Here is a 22,553-nt window from a genome sequence, read left to right as displayed (position 1 = left end):
TATTCACCTTCCTCAATTTGCAAATCCGTATGAATCTGCAAAGAATTCCAATCCACAGTGTCTTGTTTCTCTTGATACACCACTTTCTTTTAACCCAGGGAAATCCAGTGCTAAATCGCTAAAGATTGTATGGTTATTATGAAAAACAGCGCCTGCTTCTAAACGATCTGCCATTTCAATTGCCAATTCTTCATTCTCAGTCCAAACAGATGCCCTTAAACCAAATTCACTATCATTTGCTAGTTTGATCGCTTCGTCAATTGTTGAAAAAGGTAAAATAGGAATGACTGGACCAAATTGTTCTGCACGAACGATTTCACTTTGCTGGTCAATGCCTGTTACGATTGTTGGTAAGATGTAATATCCTTGTTCCCACATTTCAGGGTTCAGTTGAATTCCAGCTGTTATTACATTTGCACCCGCTTTTTCAGTACGTTCAATTAATGCATTCACATAGTCATATTGAGCTTTATTATTTAATGGACCCATCGTTACATCAGGTTGAATACCATCACCTACAACAATTCGCTCAAATTCTTTCTTTAATTTTTTTACTACTTCAACATATCTAGATTCATGTACATATACGCGTTTAATAGCTGAGCATACTTGGCCAGCCGCCCGTAAAATACTCATTCTTAATCTTGTAATTGCTTCGTCATCTAAGTTAGCATCCTCTAAAATAATCGCCGGGTCATTCCCACCAAGCTCCATATATACTTTTTGAAGATTTCCAGCAGACTTCTTCATAATATCTTTACCTGTCTGTGTACTTCCAACGAAGGCAACCGTACGAACTCGTGAATCAGAACATAGTTTGTCACCAATTACTTTTCCTGAACCTGTTACAATATTAATAACGCCAGGTGGAAAATGTTCCGCCACTACTTTTAAACAAGTCATAATTGTTAGTGGGCAATTTGTCGCTGGTTTTACAACAACTGTATTCCCTGCTAAAACTGCTGGGATTACTCGCTTAAATGTTAAAATCATTGGTGAATTCCAAGGTGTAATGACTGCTGCAACCCCTCTTGCTCTTCTTCTTACTTGAACTTTTTGATTGCCTGGAAGTAACTCCGGATTCCACCATTTAAGTAGTTCATCTGCTCCACCATTCATCACTTCAACACAGCGTAATAAGTCTTTCTTTGCTTCTACAAGTGTTTTTCCATTTTCACGTACAAATAACGAAACATTTTCTTCAATAATTTTAGAAAGTTCATAAGCTGCTGTCTTCATTCTTTCTACACGATCTTGAACTTCACTTTGCGACCAAGATTCAAATGCTTTTGATGCTGCATCAATAGCTTCGTTTACGATTTCCTCTGTACATAACGCAACTTTGCCGATTACTTCTGATTTATTTGCGGGATTAATAATATTAGCTGTTTCATTTATTTCTTTCCATTCACCATTTATGAGATATCTTCCTGATACAACTGGATATATCGAAATCATATGGAATCCTCCTTTATAATTTTTTTGGCTTAAAGCTTTCTGCTGCTCCTGGAGGTCCACCGAATGGTATTGCCATAGGTCCGACTGCTTCCATATCGACAACGATCATTGTTGGTCTTCTTCTTTCAGTTGCCTTCTTTATTTCTCTAACAAATTCGTCTCCTGAACCAATACGTGTAGCTTCAAAATGCATTGACTCTGCTAGTTTTACAAAATCTGGACTCAATAAATTTACTGCTACTTGGCGTCCGTATGCTGCTTCTTGAATATTTCGAAGTACTCCATAACCGGAATCATCAAATAACACGATAATAATTGGCAGATTTTCTTCAGCTGCAGTCACCATTTCACCTACGTTAACCATAAATCCGCCATCACCAGCCATTAGTACGACTGTTTGATGTGGACGACCTACTTGTGCACCAATAGCAGTAGGAAGACCTTGACCGATTCCCCCACCAGATGCGTGAATAGATGTTCTAGGTTCGTAAATATCGAATATTCTACTTCCCCATACATTTGCTTGAACCGTTACATCTCGAACTAAAATTGTATCTCTCGGTAAAATCTCTCTCATTCCATCTACGAATTGTTCAAATGGACCAAGTGTTTTACGAAGTTGTCCTCGTACTTCATTTCTTAAGTTGCGTACTTCTTCTATATAAGAAGGTAAAACTGAAACGGATTTTCCATCGATTTTATTAATTAGAGCTGATAATATATCCTTTGCATCTCCAACTAACCCAAATGTTGCTTTATAGTTGCGATTAATTGCATTAAAATCTGCATCAATCGAAATATGTTCTTCAGGGACAGTTACTTTCCAGTTTGAAGTCTCATTTCCTCTGAAGCGTACTCCGACACTAATTAATAAATCTGCATTTTTCAAAAACTCTTTAGTAGACCCATTGGCTGCAAAATGACCGATACATTGCTCGTGATCTTCTGGTATCGAGCCTTTTCCTGACTGACTAGTTATAACAGCTGCACCAATAATTTCTGCTAAATTTGTTAATTCTTTTGATGCATTAGCAGAAATTACACCGCCACCAGCCCAAATAACTGGACGACGTGCTTCCATAATTTTTGAGATTGCTGTTTCCGGTATGACAGTTGTTAATTGCTGTTTATAAACATCTATTTGCACTTTATCGATCGAAACATCCTCGATTATTGCTGATTGAAAGTCGATTGGAATTTCTAATGAAACAGGTCCTGTTGGAGCAGTTAATGCTTCTTCAATTGCTTTTCTTACTACTCCTGCTGTTTGATCTGGTCTTCTTAGTCTTACAGCATTTTTACATGCACCGCTCATCATTGATAATTGGTCTTTACATTCATGTATATATCCTTTACCAGTTCCAAGATAAGGTGATGCTACTTCTCCAGTCAGATGAAGAAGTGGTACGCCAGCCGCCCAAGCTTCTACTAATGAACCAGCTGCATTTCCTGCTCCTGTACCTGTGCTAGTAATAACAACACCTAATTTTCCAGTCGCGCGTGCATAACCGTCTGCCATGTTTACTGCTCCGCTTTCACCACGTGAACAAATTAATTTTATACTCCCATCCCTAAGGATCGCGTCATAGATTGGCATATTATGAATACTTACGATCCCAAAAGCGACTTCTACTCCAGCTTGAACTAGCTCTTTTACAACGGCATCCGCAGTTGTAAATACGATTTCCTCTTGTTTTTTCATCTTGGTATCCTACCTTTGTCTAATAATTTATTTAAAGTGCTTTACCGATCGCACCTGCAGTTTCAATTGTAGAACCGGCTACATAGCTTGCTTTGTCTGAAGCAAGAAAGACTATTACACTTGCAACTTCTTCTGCTTCGCCAACACGACCTAGTGGAATATTTCGTTTTATCGCAAGATCTCTATAATATTCTTCAGGATCCATATCAGGAGCATTTTTCAATCTTCTTCGCTCCCATTGATCTGTTCGAATTAAACCAAGACTTACTGAATTTACTAAAATATTGTCTGATGCTAATTCTTGAGACAATGTTTTACTTAAATTTAAAAGTCCCGCACGAGTGGCTGCTGTTGCGACCATATGACGCTCAGGCTCTTTTGCAAGAGTGGCATTTATATTAATAATTCGTCCTCCTCCTCTTTTCACTAAATGAGGGTGAGCTGCACGTACTGCATAAATAATTGCAAAATATTTCAACTGAATTTGTTCCTGCCACTGCTCATCTGTAATATCGAAAAAATACCCCATTACACTTTGACCAGCTGCGTTTACTAACGTATCAATTCCGCCAAACTTTTCTGCTGTTTGTTGTATAAATGCATTAACTTCCTCTTTTGATGTAACATCACAAGTCGAAGCAAATAGATCTTCTCGGTCACCATATGAGAGTAAATGATTTAATGCTTTATCTGCGCGCTCTTTGCTTCTACCGCAAATTGCTACTTTAGCACCTTCTCCTAAAAATAATTCCGCTGTCTTTAGTCCAACACCAGAAGTTCCACCCATAATGACTGCAACTTTTCCTTTTAAACCTAAATCCATTCTCGTCACCCCTTTTCATAGCCGATCATTTTATACTTTTAGTTCCGAATGTTTATTTTAAAATTATGAACGTACTTTAACTTCTGTATCGACCCAACCGGTGTCTGGTTCTCCGCCCATCGCTTTACGAGCTTCTGGCTTTGGTGGGCCAGCAATTCCCCATTGATCCATTAAATGTGGCACACGTTTCCATACGCGTGCTCTCCACTCGGACTCATCTTCAATCGTTTCAAGATAGCATGTGTATTCCATGACAAACCCACCAAGATCTTGAAAATAACAGAAGATATTATTACCAGGACCATGTCGACCTGGACCCCATAGCTCACTTAGTCCGGCCTTCCTAACATTACTAATGCCACGCATTAGTTCATCTACCGAATCAACTTCGTAAGCAATATGATTCACTGAAGCGTGTGCATCTTGGTTGAATGCAATAGAGTGATGTTTTCGATTGCATCTTAAGAAAGACATTTGGTGCTCGCTCCAATCTGTTACTTTAAAGCCAAGCACGTCTGTATAAAACTCGACGATCATATCTAAATCCTTTGTGTTCATGACTACATGGTTTAATTTCACCGGGTCCACGTTTTTATTGTTCCAAATGGACGTTTGAACCTCCACCCAAGCAGAAAGCTCGATTACGCGATTTTCTGGATCAACAAATCGAAGTCCGTATCCTCCACCAGCTTCGTCCAAATAACCTGGCTCTTCGATGATATGTATACCTTTAGAATGTAATATTTCCGCTGCACGATCGACTGCATTTTTATCAACCATTCCAAATGCGATATGATGTAAACCGGCTCTTTCTCCTTTTCGAAGGCTTAGAATATGATGTTCAGGACCTGCTCCTCGAAAATAAGCAATATGATTGTCATCTGAAACATCTACACGATCTAACCCCCAAACCTTTTCATAAAAATTTACTTGTTCCTCAAAGTTTGGTGTGATCAAACTGATATGTCTTAAATGAGTAATTCCTAGCATCAATAATCCCTCCCAATAATTTGATAACGATCTATATTAAGCCTTTCTTTTATTAACTCTATTGAAAAAGGCAGCTGCAAAAATTATCCAAAATGCAGCTGTCCCTTTTCAATTTTTTTAATTAACCTTTGATGATTGCTTCTCTTTCTTTAGCGCGTTGTTTGCGAAGTTCTTCAAGAGCGCTTCCTTCTGGATATGTTGGAAGATTTGGTTTCACTGCGCCAAGCATAACTAACATACGTGCTTCAGTATCTCCGTCATTTCGAATGCCGCGATGAACTCCAGGAGGTGAACTGATACAATCTCTAGCATTTAATTTAATTTCATGAACTTCATCTTTACCAACTTCTTGAATTAAAGCTGTAACTTCTCCCTCAAGAATGAAGAACACTTCTTCTACATCATCGTGTAGGTGTAAAGGTCCAATGCAGCCAGGAGGTAGAACCATTGTACTTAATGTAAAATGTTCAGCTGCAACTACATTTGAGTCATTATTCGCTGTCGCACCGCGTCCAATATAACGCATTTGAGCACGTTTATACCTAGGATCAATTTCCTCTTGAAACTTTAATACATTCCAATCAAGCGTACGGTCTTCTAAGCGGGCCACGTATTTTTTTTCAAATTCTTTAACTGAAAAAGTTTCATTTGTCATTTTAAAAATCCTCCCTGTATTGTTTGTTCTTTTTTTAAACAAAATGTTTTGTATTTAATTGCCTTTTTGTTTCAAATACAAAACAGTGTTTTATCTATAAAATAATTCTAGAATGAATTAGTATTTGTGTCAATATAGTTTTTAGAAAATTTCGATATGTCACAAAAGTAAAACACTACTAAAATATTGTATTTACAAGGTTTATAACTAGTTTTTTGAGCAAAAAAAATATGGATTCCCATTGTGTAGGAATCCATATTTATCATTTTAACGATATTACCTAAGTTGTAACTCTGCCATTGTAGCCCATATAGTTTGATAGTAAAACAGAGACATCCAGAAGTTTAGGCAATGCAACTTTATTCATAAAATCTTCCTGATAGGATAATTCAGTAGCTACAATATTCAATGCCGCTAAAACCTTCCCTGTTCTACCGTAAATTGGAGCAGCGATCGAATGAATACCTTGATGAAACTCTCCACTCGTTATAGAGTAGCCATTTTGACGTATATTATCTAATTGCTCCATAAACTCACCAGGAGTTGTCAAAGTCTTATCTGTATATGGGGTTAAATTTGTAACTTGGAACAGCTGCATAAGACTTTCTTTTGGTTCGTATGCAAGAAGTAGCTTTCCATTTGCTGTTGCATGAGCCGGTAGTCTTAAACCAATGTTCACATTGACTGCTGATACACCTCTAACAGGAGCGCTACCCACATAAACAACTTCATGTCCGTCTAGGATTGATAAATGACAAGATGCACCGATTTCATCACGTAATGACTCCATATATGGTTGTGCAATTTCAGGTATTTTCAAGCTATTTATATAACTGAACCCTAATTCTAGAACCTTTGGAGTTAGCGAATATTGCTTCGTATTTTCGTCCTGTGTTAAGTATCCGATTGACTGAAGTGTGTAAAGTAAACGATAAGGTACTGTTCTGCTTACACCTAGCTTTTTTGCAATCTCAGAAAGTGACAAACTAGGATGTTCCTCATTAAAAAGCTTAATAATTTCTAAACCTCTTACTAATGAATTTGCGCTATATTTTTCTTTCTCTACATTATCCATTGAGCAAACCTCTCCTAATACATATTGTCGCAGCTTGAAAAACTATTTTTATTATTTATGACCTATTGGTTGTTTCTTTAAAAAGTTTACCACGAATTGGTTAAATAGTTTAGGGTCTTCTTGATAGCATAAATGCCCTGTATTTGGAACAATAACAAATTCTGAATTCGGAATCAACTCGTGAAATATTTGTGATTCACTTACTGGTGTTACTTGATCTAATTCCCCACACATAACAAGAGTTGGGACAGATATTGAAGATAGAATCTCCATTTGGTTTAAGTTTGATAAAGAGTATGAAACAGAACGATAACCAGATGGACGTACTTGTGACATGATGCGTTCTGCCTCTTTGACTATTTCAGACGATGCATTCGGAGACAGTAATGCTTTTACTCTTTTTCTAGCAAGTTCACTTGGTTCTAGATGATCAATCGAATTTAATCTATTTTGTAGTTTTTGTTCGTTATCCTCTTTAGTTAGTCCTGCTGCTCCCCGTGTTGCGTCTGAAATAATAAGTGAATTGACCATATGCGGAAAACGGCTTGTAAAATCGATTGCAATAGCAGATCCCATTGAATGACCAAGTAAATTAATAGAATCTAGCCCTAGACTATCCAAAAATTCTTTTAGTACATTCGCAAACTGAGAAAATTCATGAAACTCCTCTTTTAAATCGGAACTCAACCCATAACCTGGAGCATCCCAAACAATCACTCGATAATGCTCATTCAGTTCACTTAATTGATGCTTCCATGACTGAGAATTGTTTCCCAAACCATGTAGAATAACTAATGCTTGTCCTTTACCTGACTCTTGATAATGAATCGATAAATCTTTTAAATGACTAATTGGCATCCACAGTACCTCCGCTAATTCTACTAAATTATGTAACCCCTAGGGGTATTAAAACTAATTTGTTTCATATAAAAAACATTTTTTCAATTTGAATTATAGATTTGTCAGAATTTATTGTCAATAATTCTATTTTTTAAGACTTAGAAAAACGCTGGATTAATGCTATTTGAACGTGAAATTGGAAAATTTTTTCAATAATTTCTCAATTGACAAACTTTTCTAATTATTTTATCTTTAAAAGAGTTTCATATAGTAATATTGAAACACTGTTTTATATTTAAAACAAAAAAATAAAAGGAGTTGATAATAAAGGTTTAGCCAAAATAATACGTGAAGTCTGTTTGAACTTCATATTTGTTAGGTATCGTAGATTCTGCTTTTTCCTCCCAAATGTTTAACGAAATTAATTGATTTTAAAGGAGAGAGAACTTTAATGCTACATAGACAAAAAAGATGGTTTTTAATTGCTTTACCAATCTTTTTCTTTTGGTTCTTCGGACAAATTGATAAAGTAGGCATTTCAGTCATACAAACAGATCCAGAATTCTTAAAAGCACTTGGTATGACAGGTATTGACAAAAATGCAAAAATTGGTCTTCTTTCATTTGTTTTTACGATTGCTTATGGCGTTTCGAATCTTTTTTGGGGATTCATTATTGATAAATTTGGCGCGAGAAAAACGGCTATAGCTGGATTATTTGTTTGGACTCTTACTATGTTTTCATCAGGTCTCTCCACTACATATGAAGCATTTTTAATAAGTCGAATTATTCTCGGTTTTGGAGAAGGAATGATGATTCCTGTTTCAGGAAAATTTATTTCCGCTTGGTTCAACAAACGAGAATTAGGTCGTGCTCAAGCCTCTTGGCTTACGGGTAACTATTTAGGACCAGCAATTGGGGCAGTTATATTAGTACTTGTTATTTCATCACTTCATTGGCAAGCAGCTTTCTTTATGCTAGCTGGATTTAACCTAGTAATTAATATTCCAATGTTTATTTTTCTTACAAGAAACACACCTGCAGAGCATCCGTGGGTTAGTAAAGAAGAGCTGGCTTTCATCCATCGTCCAGTTGATTCAAAAGAACATGCAAGAAGTTCAAATGGAAATAAAAATTTCATACAGGATTATCGTTTCTGGATTGTCTGGTTTGGTATGTTAGTCTGTTCTTTCCTCTTCTTTGGAATAAGCATTTGGTTGCCAACTTACTTAATCGAGGCAAAAGGGTTTGCGAAAGAAGGTATGACGAGCATCACTTCCTTATCGTGGTTATTTGCACTTGGGTTTGTTCTTGCATGTGGCTTTCTAGCAGATAAAACAAGACGTCCGAGTTTAATGGCAACTATCTTATTTTCACTAACGATTATCTTTTTAACTACAGCAGTTTTTGTTCCAAACCCAATATTAGCAGGGGTTTGCATGGGACTTGCAATGGGATGTCAAGGTGGTGTCTTCCATCTAAGTAATATGTTTTTAGTAAAATATTCAACTCAAGAAACTGCTGGTCGCGCAGCAGGTTTAATCGGATTTACAAACCTAATGGGTGGCTTTTCTAGCTATATCATGGGTTGGTTACGCGACTCATCGGGAGGCAGCTTTACTACTTCAATTTTCATGTTAATTATTACTGCTTTACTAGGATTGATCGCGTATTTATTTGCTATTAAAGAAGAAGCGTCTGAACTGCGTGCTGTTCCATTTCCTCCGCAAAAAATAAATGCATAATTTTTTGTAAACGCTTTTATATCATAATAAAGTAAGAGGGAACTTCTAAAGTTCTCTCTTTTTATTGCCTATGATTTCATGAAAATAAATAGACGATCACTTTAGTAAAATAAATTTACTTCAGTGATCGTCTCTTCTATTTCTTATTTAAATCAATCTTAGTACCAGGTCGGACAGTCCAGCTAGGATTCTTTCCTACTTTATCCCCTTCCTTTAATCCTTTTAGAATTGCAACGTATTTTCCAGATTTTTGGCCAGTTTTGACAGTTTGTTTATAGATTTTGCCTTTTTTTAGTGTATACACGTAAGTCGATTTTCCTGATCCTTTGATACTCGTTTCAGGTACGGCTAATAAATCCTTTGACTCTACGACAACAGTAAGCTTTGTTTCATAACCAGGGTATAAGGTCTCTTGAGAATCTAGTGTTGCTCTAAAAGAGTAATATGGAACAGTCGCTTGTTTTGTATTCTTTTCTTGATTAGAGGATGTATTATTCATTGGAAAGTTGCTAACTTCTGAAATACTTCCTTTCCAGCTCTTATTGGCAACAACCTTTGATGTAACCTTAATTGCTTGGCCAGGTTCAATTTTTGCTTTCTCTTCTTCTGTTAGCTTTCCTTCAATTTGGAATGGTTCATTTGAAGCAATTTGCATAATTGAAATTTGCTGTTTGTCTGTTGCTTTAAAACCTTGACCAATTTTTTGGTTCAAGTTCAGTATTACACCATCATTTTTGCTATTTACAGTTAGTGATTCTTGTTGAGCTTTTAGTTTTTCAGCCTCAAGTGTATATTGTTCTACCTTTAGCTCAGCTGCATTTAGTTCTTCTTTTACTTTATTTAGTTCGATTTGCAGTGATTGAATCACTGATGTATCCGTTGCAGTAGTATCTGTTTTTGTTTTTGTTTTAGTTGTATCTGTTTTCGTTTTATCAGTTGGATCGGATGTCGTCTCTAAATTAGCGTTTTGAATATCCTGCTCTAAAGATTCAACTTGCTCTTTCTTCTGTGTAACAGTTGTTTCTGCTAGCTTCTTATTTACTTCTGCTTGTCCAAGTTCAGCCGCTATCGTTGGATCCTCGTAGGAAAAAAGTTTTTGTCCTTTTGTGACAGTATCTCCTTCTTTAACAAAGATCTCGTTTATTGATCCTTTACCTGGATTTACATAAATTGTATCAGTATGACTTTGTACAACACGACCAGATACAGTTTCAGTTTTAGTAAAACTTTTTACTGTTGGACTGACAAACTGTAATGTTTTAGATTTACTTTTTTTAATTTCAAGTACTACTAAACTAAGAATCACAGAAACGATTAAAAGAATAATGATCCCTATTATAATAAATTTTTTCTGACGTGGCGTTATTGCTTTTGCCTGTTCTTTTTCCTCATCAATTCTTTTCGCCGATTCCATCAATATACCCCTTCCTTATCATGCAAAAAACAGTTAATTCGACTCCTCTATATCTATTGTCTATTGTTTTAAAAAGTCTTTCAAGGATATTTTTTAGAAAATGAGAAATATTTGTTATGTTTTTTAAAATAGTCCTTTTTATGCGCTCTTTTGCAATTTATTAATTAAAATTTTATTATTTCTGAATATTCTAATTTCAACATCAAAAAAATAATTTTTAATTTTATGTTTTTCTCTTCAACAAAAAACTAGATGAAAAAAATCTACTGAAAAAGTCTTAGAACCCTTTGATAAACCTATGTATTTTCTCATATTCTTTCACTAAATTTAGTTAGAAATTAAATACTTTTTGATTAAAATATAATATTAAAAACATTCATACTATTATTGCCTAGTATTATTGAACTATGTTACAATACAAAAAATATGATAGTAGTATAGGATAATTTTTCCAATATATCATTCTATTCTATTATTTTTTTTATTTACATTAGAAAACGCTTACGGTAATATTTGGAAAAAAATCATATCTTTCATTTTATTACTGTTTTTTTTCAAAGAATCTGGGAATTAGTACACCTCTCCCGTTGCAAACTAATTAATTACTCTACACTCAATTTTAGTTTGTGTGTAGTTATTTATTAAAAATACAGATTATTCATAAAAAAGGGGGAGTCTTAGATGAATGCTTTCTTCAGAAAAAAGTCTATTGAACAGCTTCAAATGGATGGAGCTAAAAATACCGGGCTTAATCGTGTTCTAGGTTTATGGCAACTGACTGCCATTGGTTTAGGAGGCATTATAGGTGTTGGTATCTTTGTATTAACTGGTGTGGCAGCAGCAGAGCACGCTGGTCCTGCAGTTCTCTTATCATTTATAATCGCCGGATTAGCTAGTGCAGCTGCAGCCTTGTGTTATGCAGAGTTTGCTGGTTTAATACCGGTAGCTGGAAGTGCCTATACTTACAGTTATGCTGTATTAGGAGAAGGTACTGCTTGGTTAATTGGATGGGATTTGTTACTTGAGTATGCATTAGTAGTTGCGGTAGTCGCTATTGGATGGTCTGGCTATATGCAAGAATTTTTACTACAAATGGGTGTACACCTTCCTGTTTGGGCTCAAGGCGCGCCTGGTACTGGTGCAGGTCATAAAGTTGACTTAATTGCAGTTTTAGTTAGTCTGGGAATTGCAGGCTTACTTACATTTGGAACTGAAATGGGTTCTAAATTTAACTCTTTAATGGTTATAATTAAATTAGGTATTATTCTATTAGTTATTGGCGTTGGAAGTTTTCATATTGATACAGCTAACTGGCATCCTTTCATGCCTTTTGGTTTCCACGGAGTAATGAGTGGAGCAGCTCTAGTATTCTTTGCTGTTTTCGGTTATGACACGCTAACTACAGCAGCAGAAGAAGCAAAAAGACCACAACGTGATTTACCTCTTGCAGTCATCATATCGTTAGGCGTTGCTTTATGCTTGTATGTTGCAATGTCACTTATTATTACGGGTATGGCTCCATATGAAACACTTAATAATGCAGCACCTGTAGCAAAGGCTTTTAGTAATATTGGAATGAAGTGGATTACTTTAATCATTTCTGCCGCTGCAATTACAGGGATTTTATCAGTATTGTTCTCATTCATGCTTGCAGGATCACGTATTTGGTTCTCAATGAGCCGAGATGGTCTATTACCAAAGTGGTTTACAAAATTACATCCTAAATATAAAACACCTTATCGTCCTACTTTATTAATTGGTTTAATTACTGCATTTGTAGCAGGTGTTACACCGATTAACGAAGTTGCAGAATTAGTTAATATTGGAACGTTAACTGCATTTATTTTAATTTGTTCTTCTATCATTGTATTACGTGTAAAACGTCCTGAATTAAAAAGAGGATTCAAAACACCTTTGGTTCCACTTATTCCATTAATCGGGATTGGATTTTCAGTTTACTTAATTGCTAGTCTTCCAGGTATTACATTTATTCGTTTTATTGCATGGATGGCTATTGGACTTGTTGTTTATATATTATATGGTAAGAAAAGAAGTGCGCTTGAGACGACGAACAATAATCATAAAACTAAAATAGGCTAAATTGGTATTTTAAAAAAACAAGGAAATTTTTCCTTGTTTTTTTGCTTTTCATCCATTAATCCTATCCTAACAAAAAGCATGTATCCGATTTTGTATCGAATACATGCCCATGATTTCCTATGCTTTAATCGATTTTTAAAAGCTCAAAGCTTACTTTCTTGCTCCGTCTTTACCAACTTTATATTTACCGATTTTCGTATTTACAGCCATTACACCAGATTTGTTAAAGTAATAGTATTTACCACTTATTTTTTTCCAGCCATTGTTAAATCTTGATCCATCGCCGTTTAAGTAGTACTTTTTACCACTTACTGTTAACCAACCAGTTTTTACTACACCGTTTTTATCGAAGTAGTAGTATTTACCGCTGATTGATTTCCAGCCATTGCTAAATCTTGATCCATCACTGTTTAAGTAATACTTCTTGCCACTTACTGTTAACCAACCAGTTTTCATTACCCCATATTTATCGAAGTAATAGTATTTACCACTAATTGATTTCCAGCCATTGCTAAATCTTGAACCGTCGCTGTTTAAGTAAAACTTCTTGCCACTCACTTTTAACCAACCAGCTTTTGCTTTCACACCAGTTGAATTAAAGTAGTAAGTTTTACCAGAGATTGTATTCCAGCCAAATACTTTTTCACCTTTACTATTTAAATAGTAAGTGTCTTTACCATCATTTAACCAACCAGTTTGCATGTAGCCATCTTTATTAAAGAAGTACCACTTGCCACTATTATTTAACCAGCCAATGTGTAAAGTACCATCTTTGTCTGCATAAACCGTTTTAGAACCAACTTTTTTCCAAGCGCTGCGTAATAAACCTGACTTAGCATCAAAGTACGCTCTGTCACCAAATAAATCAAAGATACCAGATTGTGCTACTCCTTTTGAATCAAAGTAGAAGTACGTATTGTTTTCAGGAACAAACGCGATGTCTGTTGCCATTGAACCGCCTTGGTCAAAGTAATAGCGTTTTCCATTTAAATCTAACCAACCAGTGTGCATTTCGCCAGTTGATGGGTCAAAGTAGAATGTAGTTACCCAAGTGTAATCTTCTTCAGTTTGTTTTAATTCTAAGAAGCCTTTGTGCATTTTTCCATCTTCGTCGTAATAGTAAACTTTATTATCGTCATTTACTACCCAACCAGTTGTTAATGGAGCATCTTCACGATTAATGACTACTTCCTTCACTGTTTCATTTCCAGCAAGGTCAGTTGCTCTTAACGTAATTTTATTTTCGCCTTCTTTTAAAGGTACAGTAACTTTATGATCTTTATTTAATGGTTTTACTACATCTACTGGGCTAATTAAAGGTACTTCAAATTCATGGTTTTCACCAACGAAGAAGTTTAAGTAGCTATAGTTATCTTTTAAATTTACATTAAATGTAACTTGATCTACATTTTTGTCCACTCGAGCAGGAGCGTCTGTAGTAATTTCTGCTGCATGTGTATCAACATAAACATGTCGAGCAACTGAGAAGCTCTTATTAGCATAGTCTGTTGCTTCAACTTGTACAGTGTAAGGACCGTCTTGATCAAACGTTACAGTTGTTGAATAGTTATAGTGTCCAGTCTTCGCATCGAATTCAACTGGAACTTCTTTTCCATTAACCTTAACTGTTTTAATACCGATTTCATCTGTTACGAAACCTTTTACTGGAACTTTGTTGTCACTATAAGCTCCCCATGGTTCTGGTGAGTTAGGAACATATTCACCATTATCATCTTTTGAGCCATCAGTAATATATACCAATGGAAGATCTACGTCACCGATTGCCGCAGTATCTTCTGCCGCATTACCTGCGTAGTCGAGTGCTAATACTTCAACTACTGATTTTTCCGGAGCAGTTGATAAATCAAATGAAGATTTTGTATTGTCAGTTTGTCCAACAAGTTTTCCATTTACGAAGATACCATAAGTTTTAACTCCAGTTCCATCATCTGAACCTTCCCAAGTTACAACTTTCTTATCTGCATCATAAGTTGCTTTAATGCTTGGAGCATGAGTATCTACATAAACTGGAATTTTCTTAGACTGCCACTCTGCACCATCGTAACCAATTACAGCTTTAATCTCGTAATTGTATAAACCGTCTGGTACAACTTCACCATTTACTTTACCATCCCAAATAGTTGACGCACTATCCTTCATGATTGCGCCTCTACCATTGTTAAAGTTATTTTTAGTAACATCAGCTTGTGCACTTAAACGGCGAAGGAATTTACCGTCTTTATCAAGTATGTTATATTGTGCTTCTTCTGCATTTCTTAAGAATGATGGAAGTGCGTTAATATCATCAGCATATCCGTCTTTATTAGGTGATAAAGCATAGAAATTCTTACCTGGAACAGAACCATAGAAATAATTATCACCATCGCGCGCCATATCATGTGCACCTGGTCCATAAAGTGTTTGTAAATCAAAATAACGAGTTTCGCCTAAATCCTTGAATCCATCAAGAATTGGTAGACTGTCCCACTTACCGTAGAAACCTACGTATGGAGCAGTTAGGTTTGGATTACCTAGAGTACCAATAAGGTTTACAGAACCTTCAACGAAAATATTCTCATGAAGATCTGCTAGAATTTCTTTTCCACCTTTATCGAATCCTGGAATTTTTGCATTCGTTAAATCAATTTTTACAGTGAAATCAACAGATTGACCTGCTGGTACCATAACCGATTCTGGTGCATCTATTTTTACACCATCTAATTTGCCTGTTTGAAGAGCATTACGGTCAACACCAGTAGTTTGATAGAATTCATCAGTTAATGCCGTTGTATCTACTTTATAAAATGCATCTTTAGTAGAAATATTTTTCGCTGTGAAAGTCATTGAAACTTGTTTAGATTGGAAATCCTTCAATTCATATTTTGCTTCACCTGTTGACTTGTTATAGAAGTAAACTGGTGTTGTAACTGCATTCTCGATTTGCATCATACCAGCACCTTGGCGGCGTGGAGAGAATGGGTGTCCATCAAGGTCATTGATTACTTTTGAAGTATTCATTAATAATACTTTAGCTAAGTGGGTACGCTCGCTAACGCCTAAAGAGCTAAAGCGTTTATCATTTTTCAAGTATTCCTGTACTAATGCAGATCCACCAGCTACGTGTGGAGCTGCCATTGAAGTACCACTCATCACTTCATATTGATTGTTGTTAACAGTTGATAAGATATTTCCACCAGGAGCTGTAATTTCAGGCTTTAACCCAAGGCTAGGCGTAACACCCCATGAAGTAAAGCTTGTCATACGGCCCATTTCAGGACTTTCATTTCTAGCAGTTTGGTTAACATGTAATGTCCCTGATCCGTTAATTGCATTCGATAATGCTTCTCCATCTGCTTTTGAGTTAACTAGCATGATTGGAACTTCCCAGCCACCTTGGTCAGCGTATTGAACACCGTTTGTCGCATTCCATACGATAATACCAGCAGCGCCAGCTTGAGATGCATACTTCGTTTTATCAGCAAACGCTAACGAACCACGTGCTACAAGAACAATTTTACCTTTAACATCTACACCGTTGTAATCTTCTGGGAAACCTAATTTGTAGCTTCCATTATCAGCTTTACCAAGGTCTACAATCGGAAGATTCCCGCCAAACTTGTCTGATAGTTTTTTCCAATCATCAATTCCTTTACCAACAACACTTAGACTATTATTACCTTCAACAGTTATAGCATGTTCATATAGATAAGCTTCATTTCCAGAAGCAGCTACTGAGATTGTATCTTTATTAAGACCAGGTGCTCCAGTAACACCGATATCAGGGTTTTGTGCTAAAGGATCTCCCCATCCATAACCAATATGATTTGAGTTACCTGAAGAAACAGCACATACGATACCGTTGTCTACTGCACGAGTAATAGCAAGATCCTCTGCACTTTCTGGTTGATAAGAAGATGCTACTGATCCAAGACTCATGTTTAATACATCAGCACCTAGTTTAATCGAATCGTCGATTGCTGCAAGATAAATATCAGACCAAGTTGAAGGGTAGCTTGGGTCATTACTGAATACCTTCATCGCAAGAACTTGCGCTTCCGGTGCAACCCCTTTAATACCACCGTTTGCTTCATCACCGTTAGCAGCTGTAGTACCAGCTACGTGCATACCATGCATAGAAGCACCAGGTCCAAGGTCCGTTACGATATCGTTTTGGTCATAATAGTTATAACCATAAGGAACTTTGTCAGTGTAGAATTTACCTTGTAAACCTTTATCTTTTACAAGTTGAGCTACTGAATCTTTTGTTAAGTCCTCTTTTGAAGGATCCGTTAATTTGAAGTCACGGTGTGTAGGGTCAATCCCTGTATCAATAATAGAGATAACCATTCCTTTACCGTCATATCCAGTGTCTTTCCAAGTTTCTTTAGACTGGATAAATTGATGGCTTTTTGTCATATCTGGCGTAACTTGCTCAGATTCAGGACGATTATATTCCTTTGCTAGATAAACACTTTTTACACCTGAAGTAGCTTCAATTTTTGCTACATCACCAAATTCAACTACACCACTGAAACCGTTAAATGCAGTTGAAAATTGTTTTTTATAATTAATATTAATCCCTTTTGATTGTAGCTTAGATTTAACTGAGTTTTGTTGGCTTTCTACTTTCGCATAAAGACTAGACTTTTGACTTTCAGATAAGTCCTTAAACAATTTACCTTGTTTTGTTGCATACTCAACAGGTGATTGTCCATCCACTTCAACGATGACACGCACTTTATCTGACGCTTTTAAATTTGCTTTCGCATCAGATACTTTATTTTTATTTTGTAATTCCTTTGATTCCTGTGATTGTCTAATTTGGTCTAACTTCGATGCTAAATCGCCAGGTCGGTAAGATGCAGCTGATGTTGGTGAAACAAAAGCCAAATTAGAAAGAGCAAGAGCAGACGCTAAAGCGTATGTAGTAATTTTACGATTCTTTTTGTTATTCATTTCTCATTTCCTCTCAAGAAAATTTTAGTTAAATAATTAAATAAATTAGCGCAAAACCTTCTTTAAAAACTTCCCCTGTAATACAGACATTCGAGGAACATCGACAGATTCTTCGAGATTTTCTCAATAAAGAACATACCGAAATACCCCTATCATTTTTTACCAGATAACCCCCTAATTTCTCCTTTCATCGTAATTAGCCCTATTAATGCCTATACTTTTTTAATAAAGTTTAAATAAAGTTTTTAAGGAATAATAGATAAATTAAGTAATTCTTTTTTTGAGTCAAAATCCCTTCATAAAATTCTTAATATTTTAAAATTTTTATACTTTTTTTGTATTTTTACTAAAAATATGTAAATTTTTGTATTGTCTTATCGTTTTCAGGCTATTTTTAATAGATTTAAAGTTCTATTTCTCTTTTTCTTTCTAGATATATATTCATAGAGTTTTTGAAAAACATATAGGGATACTCTAAGACTTTAGAAGAGTGTGGATTCATATTAAGGTAAAATGATGAAAGTTTAAGGATCACTTGTAGATTTATTAAAGTCTCATACTATCTTTAAATAAAAAAAAAAAAAAAAAAAAAAGACAGCATCCGAAAGGACGCTGTCTTAAACAGTAAGTTAGTTAAAAAATCTCGGTAAATATTCTTTATGAGCCTCAAGCATTTCGTCCACAATAGCTACTGCTACTTTATCATTAGCTACGAGTGGATTAATTGTTAATGCAAGAATTGCTTTTTCACGATTTCCTTCTACTGCAGCCTCGATTGCCGTCTGTTCAAAAGATTTAATTGTTTGAATTAAACCTCGAACTGGTACTGGCAATTCCCCGATTGTTAATGGAATTGGACCATCTTTTGTAATGATACAGCTAACTTCTACAGCACCGTCATACGGTAAGCCTGTAATTGCACCTTTGTTCATCGTGTTCAATGGTTGGATATCCCTTGTATCATTGTAGATTGATGAAATTAAACGACAAGCCGCATCAGAATAGTAAGCCCCACCACGTTTTTCTAGTTCCGGTGGTTTTACATCCAGCGCTTCATCTTTATATTTTTCAAATAAAGATGCTTCAATTTTTTGTACGACTTCTGCACGAGTTTCGTTCGACTCAAAATCTTTTAATGCTCTTTCTAGCATCTCAGATGTTTTGTAATAGTAGTGATGATACGAACAAGGAATGACATGAACTGCTTTAAGGAATTCAGGTGCCCATTCTTCTGCATCTATATTTTTTACAAAGCTTGCATTAGCAGGGTCCATAATCATTTCAAGTACTTGCTCTTTTACACTAACTCCGTCTAAATAAACTTCAACTCCGAATACCATATGATTAAGTCCGGCAAAATCAATTCGTACACGAGAGTGATCTACGTTTAATAGTTTTGCAATACCCATTTCCATTCCAATTGGTATATTACAAAGTCCTATAAACCTCTTAATGTTTGAATATCTTAATGCCGCTTCCGTTACCATACCTGCAGGGTTTGTAAAGTTAAGAATCCAAGCATTCGGACAAAGCTCTTCAACTTCTTTACAAATATCTAAAATAACTGGGATTGTACGCAGTGCTTTAAACAGGCCACCTGCACCATTTGTTTCTTGACCAATTACTCCGTGTTTAAGCGGAATTCTTTCGTCAAGTGCACGTGCTGCTAATTGTCCAACACGAAGCTGTGTTGTAACAAAATCAGCATCTTTTAGTGCTTCTCGTCGATCGTACGAAAGATGAATTTCCATTGGTACTCCCGCTTTTTTGACCATACGCTTTGCTAATGCACCAACTATTTCTAATTTTTCTTGACCTGCTTCAACGTCAACAAGCCACAGTTCTGTAACTGGTATTTGCTCATAGCGCTTTATAATTCCTTCTACCAGTTCTGGTGTGTAACTTGAGCCTCCACCTATTGTCACGATTTTAAATTTCTTTGACATTATTTTAGGCCCCTCTCATACAAGTCAACGAACTCTTTTGCTAGGTCTTTTACGGTCATTGCATTCATTAAGTGATCTTGTGCGTGAATCATTAGAAGTGAGATTTCCGTCTGATTGCCACCAATCTCTGATTGAATAAGTGTTGTTTGAATATGGTGTGCTTCGTTTAGAGCATCACCTGACTCTTTCAATTTTTTGTGAGCTAATTCAAAATCCTGTTTTTTGGCAGCGCTAATAGCCTCCATTGCCGCACTACGACCATTTCCCCCGTGTAAAATCAGCGTGAAAATTTCCTGTTCATTTTTTACCATAAAAAACTGACCTCCTCTCTTTTGGATTAAAAATTCTTTATCGTCATAACCCTATGGTCACAAATTTCCTGTTATAAACCTATTAGGTAATCATCATTTCTTGCTTTAGTAAAGATCAGAAGAGTCACTTCAAAAAATTAAAATTATTTATTTTCTTTTAAATTGATCGCTTGCTCTAGAATCGCTTCACCATCGCACATGCCATAATTCATCATATTAATTACTTCAACTGGGATATTTTTCTCTCCACAGATTTCTTCCATTTCTTCTAAAAGAAAACGGACTTGTGGTCCTAGTAATAACACATCTGCCTCTTCAACCTCTGAGCGAACAACTGATTCAGAAACTGCCCAAATACGTGCCGAAATTCCTTTTGACTCAGCAACCTTCTCCATTTTTGAAACGATTAGACTTGTTGACATACCAGCAGCACAGCAAAGTAAAATATTCATGATGATTTCCTCTTTCTTTAGTAAGTTTTTATACTTCGTTCTTATTGATAACGACAAATCTACCGATTCGATCGTGTACAGCTAATGATTTTTTATTAGCAAAAATGCTTATAACGGATAAAAAGAATGGGATGCCCTGAAAAATAAACATCGTCAAAAATTTAAAGAAACTTCGAACAATCACAAGTAATATATAAGGAAGCATTCCTTTTTTATTATTCATTCGTGTTAGTTTTAATCTAAAAATCATCTTTCCAATTGTCGATCCATTTAACAATAAAGTAGTCACAACCTCATAACAAAAGTAGATAATAAGTGATTGAAGAAAGGCTTCATTAAAAAGAGCCATTACTTTTATAGTCGCCTCTTGACTAGCAGCCTCGCCCACTGACTTTTGAATTTCAATCATATTCGCTAGAACTCCAGGAAAGTTTGGAAGTCCGGTGATTCGATATACAATTGACAAGATGATTGAAACAATGATTGCATCAATGACAAAGGCACCGATTCTTTTTAATCGAAACGAAGTAATCATTTTTTGTCGATTTTCCATAGTTGTATTCCCTTCTATTCAATAATCCGTCTTTTTTTAACGACCTACCCTAGATCAAATAGGCTAAGGTGCCAAGCTTTGGTTGAATGACACCCGAGAGAACATAGGCCTAAATTAATTGCTAGCCTTCTCCATGTCTAAATTTTTCTTATCCCACATTCTAATAAATGGGAACCAAATAGTTGAAGCCACTGCAAATGCAACCAATTGCATAACTACCCCCATAATCTTACCGCCAGTCATAAGATAACCACTTATGAAATATGGGGTTGTCCATGGAATGATCGTACCAGTTGTATGTGGGAAAATTCCCATTGACGTACCAAAGTACGTTACAGTTAATACTGCTATTGGTGCAAGAATGTAAGGAATCATTAAAAATGGATTTAAAACAATCGGAACACCAAACATTATTGGTTCGTTTACGTTAAAGATAGAAGGGCCAATTGCTAGACGTCCTACCTTCTTTAGAAGTTTTGACTTCGCTAAAAACGTCATATAGATTGCAACTGGTAAAGTAGCACCAGATCCACCCATCCAGATACCATTCTCATAGAATGTATACGTAATGATATGTGGAATATCTTTGCCTGCTTTAACCGCTGCTAAGTTTGCATCTGCATTTGTAATCCAAATTGGTTCCATAACTGATGTAATGATTGATGAACCGTGGATACCAAAGCTCCATAAAAGATGTTCCATTAAACATGCGACAAGTGTACCAATATAAGTAGATCCTAAGATCGTAAACGGTTGTGTCACAACCTTTTGAACAAACGTTGCAAAATCTCCCCAGCCAGTATGACTAAATCCATAACGAACTAGTAGGAAGAAAAGGATAATGACAAAACCAGGAATAAGAGCCGTAAATGAACGTGAAACCGTTGGCGGCACTGTATCTGGTAACGTGATAATAATCTTCTTTTGTAAGAAATAACGATATATTTCAGCAGTAATAATTGCAACAATTAATCCAACAAACAAGTACTGTGCACCAAAAAGATCAGGTGACCAAGCAGTTACGCTTTCTTTACCATCTTTGAAAGTGCTCATAATGTTAACTATTAAATAACTTGCTAATGCTAATACTCCAGCTGGAACTCCATCAATATTCTTTTTATCGACTTTATAGCTGCTTGCTAAGGAGTACGCTACACCAAAAACTGCTACTAAAGCGATGATCCCCATTGATCCGTTATAAACTATATCACCAAAAGCATTCCAGTTTTCGCCAAATACTTTTGACATGAAATTTTGATACCACTCTGCTTCTAACCAAGCTACGATAATGAAAAATGAACCAATAATCATTAGTGGCATAGCAAACATAATACCGTCACGTAAGGCAAGTAAGTGTCTTTGATTACCTATTTTTGAAGCGATTGGTAAGAATTTTTTCTCAAAAAAATTACTTTTCATTTTGTTGTCACCTCTCTAAGGATGTAGGATCTTGGTAAATCAAGAATTTCCCCATATACCAAGATCCTTTTGTTATTTAATTTTTGGCTCTGTTAAAAAAGAATGTTGATTTTCC

The 22,553-nt window shown here is 35.8% G+C and carries 16 protein-coding genes; 2 read left to right on the top strand and 14 right to left on the bottom strand.

All coding sequences use genetic code 11. The annotated features are described in order from the left end of the window. Positions 1 to 12: 12 nt before the first annotated feature. The 7 genes from COC46_RS12320 to COC46_RS12290 all read right to left on the bottom strand — a co-directional run bounded on the left by COC46_RS12320 (position 13) and on the right by COC46_RS12290 (position 7,561). Positions 13 to 1,458 carry an aldehyde dehydrogenase family protein gene (locus tag COC46_RS12320; protein ID WP_098810012.1) on the bottom strand — a complete coding sequence of 482 codons (1,446 nt, stop codon included), beginning with the start codon at positions 1,456 to 1,458 and terminating at the stop codon, positions 13 to 15. 13 nt (positions 1,459 to 1,471) lie between these two features. Continuing rightward, positions 1,472 to 3,160, bottom strand: a complete 1,689-nt coding sequence (locus COC46_RS12315; protein WP_098810011.1) for a thiamine pyrophosphate-binding protein — start codon at positions 3,158 to 3,160, stop codon at positions 1,472 to 1,474. A 31-nt stretch (positions 3,161 to 3,191) separates the two neighbouring features. Next, positions 3,192 to 3,983: an SDR family oxidoreductase gene (locus tag COC46_RS12310; protein ID WP_098810010.1), complete on the bottom strand. Its 792-nt coding sequence runs from the start codon at positions 3,981 to 3,983 to the stop codon at positions 3,192 to 3,194. Between the two features lie 63 nt (positions 3,984 to 4,046). Continuing rightward, positions 4,047 to 4,973: a VOC family protein gene (locus COC46_RS12305; RefSeq protein ID WP_098810009.1), complete on the bottom strand. Its 927-nt coding sequence runs from the start codon at positions 4,971 to 4,973 to the stop codon at positions 4,047 to 4,049. 121 nt (positions 4,974 to 5,094) lie between these two features. Continuing rightward, the gene (locus COC46_RS12300) at positions 5,095 to 5,628 is read right to left on the bottom strand and encodes a cupin domain-containing protein (RefSeq protein ID WP_098810008.1); all 534 of its coding nucleotides are present in this window, start codon (positions 5,626 to 5,628) and stop codon (positions 5,095 to 5,097) included. Between the two features lie 280 nt (positions 5,629 to 5,908). Continuing rightward, a complete protein-coding gene (locus tag COC46_RS12295) occupies positions 5,909 to 6,703 on the bottom strand; it encodes an IclR family transcriptional regulator (RefSeq protein ID WP_098810007.1) in 795 nt (264 codons plus the stop codon). A 51-nt stretch (positions 6,704 to 6,754) separates the two neighbouring features. Beyond that, positions 6,755 to 7,561: an alpha/beta fold hydrolase gene (locus COC46_RS12290; protein WP_098810006.1), complete on the bottom strand. Its 807-nt coding sequence runs from the start codon at positions 7,559 to 7,561 to the stop codon at positions 6,755 to 6,757. Positions 7,562 to 7,994: 433 nt separating this feature from the next. Here COC46_RS12290 and COC46_RS12285 point away from each other — a divergent pair, with 433 nt between their 5' ends. Continuing rightward, positions 7,995 to 9,287: an MFS transporter gene (locus COC46_RS12285; protein ID WP_098810005.1), complete on the top strand. Its 1,293-nt coding sequence runs from the start codon at positions 7,995 to 7,997 to the stop codon at positions 9,285 to 9,287. A gap of 136 nt (positions 9,288 to 9,423) precedes the next feature. Here the strand turns inward: COC46_RS12285 and COC46_RS12280 are convergent, their stop codons facing one another. Next, a complete protein-coding gene (locus tag COC46_RS12280) occupies positions 9,424 to 10,701 on the bottom strand; it encodes an efflux RND transporter periplasmic adaptor subunit (protein ID WP_098810004.1) in 1,278 nt (425 codons plus the stop codon). A 681-nt stretch (positions 10,702 to 11,382) separates the two neighbouring features. Between COC46_RS12280 and COC46_RS12275 the strand changes: the two genes are divergently transcribed. Further along, the gene (locus COC46_RS12275) at positions 11,383 to 12,801 is read left to right on the top strand and encodes an amino acid permease (RefSeq protein ID WP_098810003.1); all 1,419 of its coding nucleotides are present in this window, start codon (positions 11,383 to 11,385) and stop codon (positions 12,799 to 12,801) included. A 150-nt stretch (positions 12,802 to 12,951) separates the two neighbouring features. Here the strand turns inward: COC46_RS12275 and COC46_RS12270 are convergent, their stop codons facing one another. From COC46_RS12270 to celB, 6 genes are all read right to left on the bottom strand, one after another. After that, positions 12,952 to 17,757, bottom strand: coding sequence for a S8 family serine peptidase (locus COC46_RS12270; RefSeq protein WP_098810002.1), 4,806 nt, complete (start codon positions 17,755 to 17,757; stop codon positions 12,952 to 12,954). A gap of 629 nt (positions 17,758 to 18,386) precedes the next feature. Beyond that, positions 18,387 to 19,703 (bottom strand): 6-phospho-beta-glucosidase, encoded by a 1,317-nt coding sequence (locus tag COC46_RS12265; RefSeq protein WP_098810001.1) that lies wholly within the window; start codon positions 19,701 to 19,703, stop codon positions 18,387 to 18,389. After that, a complete protein-coding gene (locus tag COC46_RS12260) occupies positions 19,703 to 20,014 on the bottom strand; it encodes a PTS lactose/cellobiose transporter subunit IIA (RefSeq protein ID WP_098810000.1) in 312 nt (103 codons plus the stop codon). The genes COC46_RS12265 and COC46_RS12260 overlap by 1 nt, the downstream gene beginning before the upstream one ends. A gap of 143 nt (positions 20,015 to 20,157) precedes the next feature. Beyond that, positions 20,158 to 20,466, bottom strand: coding sequence for a PTS sugar transporter subunit IIB (locus COC46_RS12255; protein WP_098809999.1), 309 nt, complete (start codon positions 20,464 to 20,466; stop codon positions 20,158 to 20,160). A 28-nt stretch (positions 20,467 to 20,494) separates the two neighbouring features. Beyond that, positions 20,495 to 21,019 carry an RDD family protein gene (locus COC46_RS12250; RefSeq protein ID WP_098809998.1) on the bottom strand — a complete coding sequence of 175 codons (525 nt, stop codon included), beginning with the start codon at positions 21,017 to 21,019 and terminating at the stop codon, positions 20,495 to 20,497. Between the two features lie 114 nt (positions 21,020 to 21,133). Next, positions 21,134 to 22,438 carry a PTS cellobiose transporter subunit IIC gene (gene celB / locus COC46_RS12245; RefSeq protein ID WP_098809997.1) on the bottom strand — a complete coding sequence of 435 codons (1,305 nt, stop codon included), beginning with the start codon at positions 22,436 to 22,438 and terminating at the stop codon, positions 21,134 to 21,136. Positions 22,439 to 22,553: the final 115 nt, after the last annotated feature.

Origin of the sequence: Bacillus sp. AFS041924, assembly GCF_002577195.1 — a bacterium.
In the GTDB taxonomy this organism is placed as follows: domain Bacteria; phylum Bacillota; class Bacilli; order Bacillales; family Bacillaceae_G; genus Gottfriedia.
The sequence above is the reverse complement of the archived record's forward strand: the minus strand, read 5'-3'. Positions and strand labels throughout refer to the sequence as shown.

Bases quoted from the DNA above. Each gene is read 5' to 3' on its own strand.
- COC46_RS12320 (WP_098810012.1), bottom strand. From the start codon at position 1,458: ATGATTTCGATATATCCAGTTGTATCAGGAAGATATCTCATAAATGGT.
- COC46_RS12315 (WP_098810011.1), bottom strand. From the start codon at position 3,160: ATGAAAAAACAAGAGGAAATCGTATTTACAACTGCGGATGCCGTTGTA.
- COC46_RS12310 (WP_098810010.1), bottom strand. From the start codon at position 3,983: ATGGATTTAGGTTTAAAAGGAAAAGTTGCAGTCATTATGGGTGGAACT.
- COC46_RS12305 (WP_098810009.1), bottom strand. From the start codon at position 4,973: ATGCTAGGAATTACTCATTTAAGACATATCAGTTTGATCACACCAAAC.
- COC46_RS12300 (WP_098810008.1), bottom strand. From the start codon at position 5,628: ATGACAAATGAAACTTTTTCAGTTAAAGAATTTGAAAAAAAATACGTG.
- COC46_RS12295 (WP_098810007.1), bottom strand. From the start codon at position 6,703: ATGGATAATGTAGAGAAAGAAAAATATAGCGCAAATTCATTAGTAAGA.
- COC46_RS12290 (WP_098810006.1), bottom strand. From the start codon at position 7,561: ATGCCAATTAGTCATTTAAAAGATTTATCGATTCATTATCAAGAGTCA.
- COC46_RS12285 (WP_098810005.1), top strand. From the start codon at position 7,995: ATGCTACATAGACAAAAAAGATGGTTTTTAATTGCTTTACCAATCTTT.
- COC46_RS12280 (WP_098810004.1), bottom strand. From the start codon at position 10,701: ATGGAATCGGCGAAAAGAATTGATGAGGAAAAAGAACAGGCAAAAGCA.
- COC46_RS12275 (WP_098810003.1), top strand. From the start codon at position 11,383: ATGAATGCTTTCTTCAGAAAAAAGTCTATTGAACAGCTTCAAATGGAT.
- COC46_RS12270 (WP_098810002.1), bottom strand. From the start codon at position 17,757: ATGAATAACAAAAAGAATCGTAAAATTACTACATACGCTTTAGCGTCT.
- COC46_RS12265 (WP_098810001.1), bottom strand. From the start codon at position 19,703: ATGTCAAAGAAATTTAAAATCGTGACAATAGGTGGAGGCTCAAGTTAC.
- COC46_RS12260 (WP_098810000.1), bottom strand. From the start codon at position 20,014: ATGGTAAAAAATGAACAGGAAATTTTCACGCTGATTTTACACGGGGGA.
- COC46_RS12255 (WP_098809999.1), bottom strand. From the start codon at position 20,466: ATGAATATTTTACTTTGCTGTGCTGCTGGTATGTCAACAAGTCTAATC.
- COC46_RS12250 (WP_098809998.1), bottom strand. From the start codon at position 21,019: ATGGAAAATCGACAAAAAATGATTACTTCGTTTCGATTAAAAAGAATC.
- celB (WP_098809997.1), bottom strand. From the start codon at position 22,438: ATGAAAAGTAATTTTTTTGAGAAAAAATTCTTACCAATCGCTTCAAAA.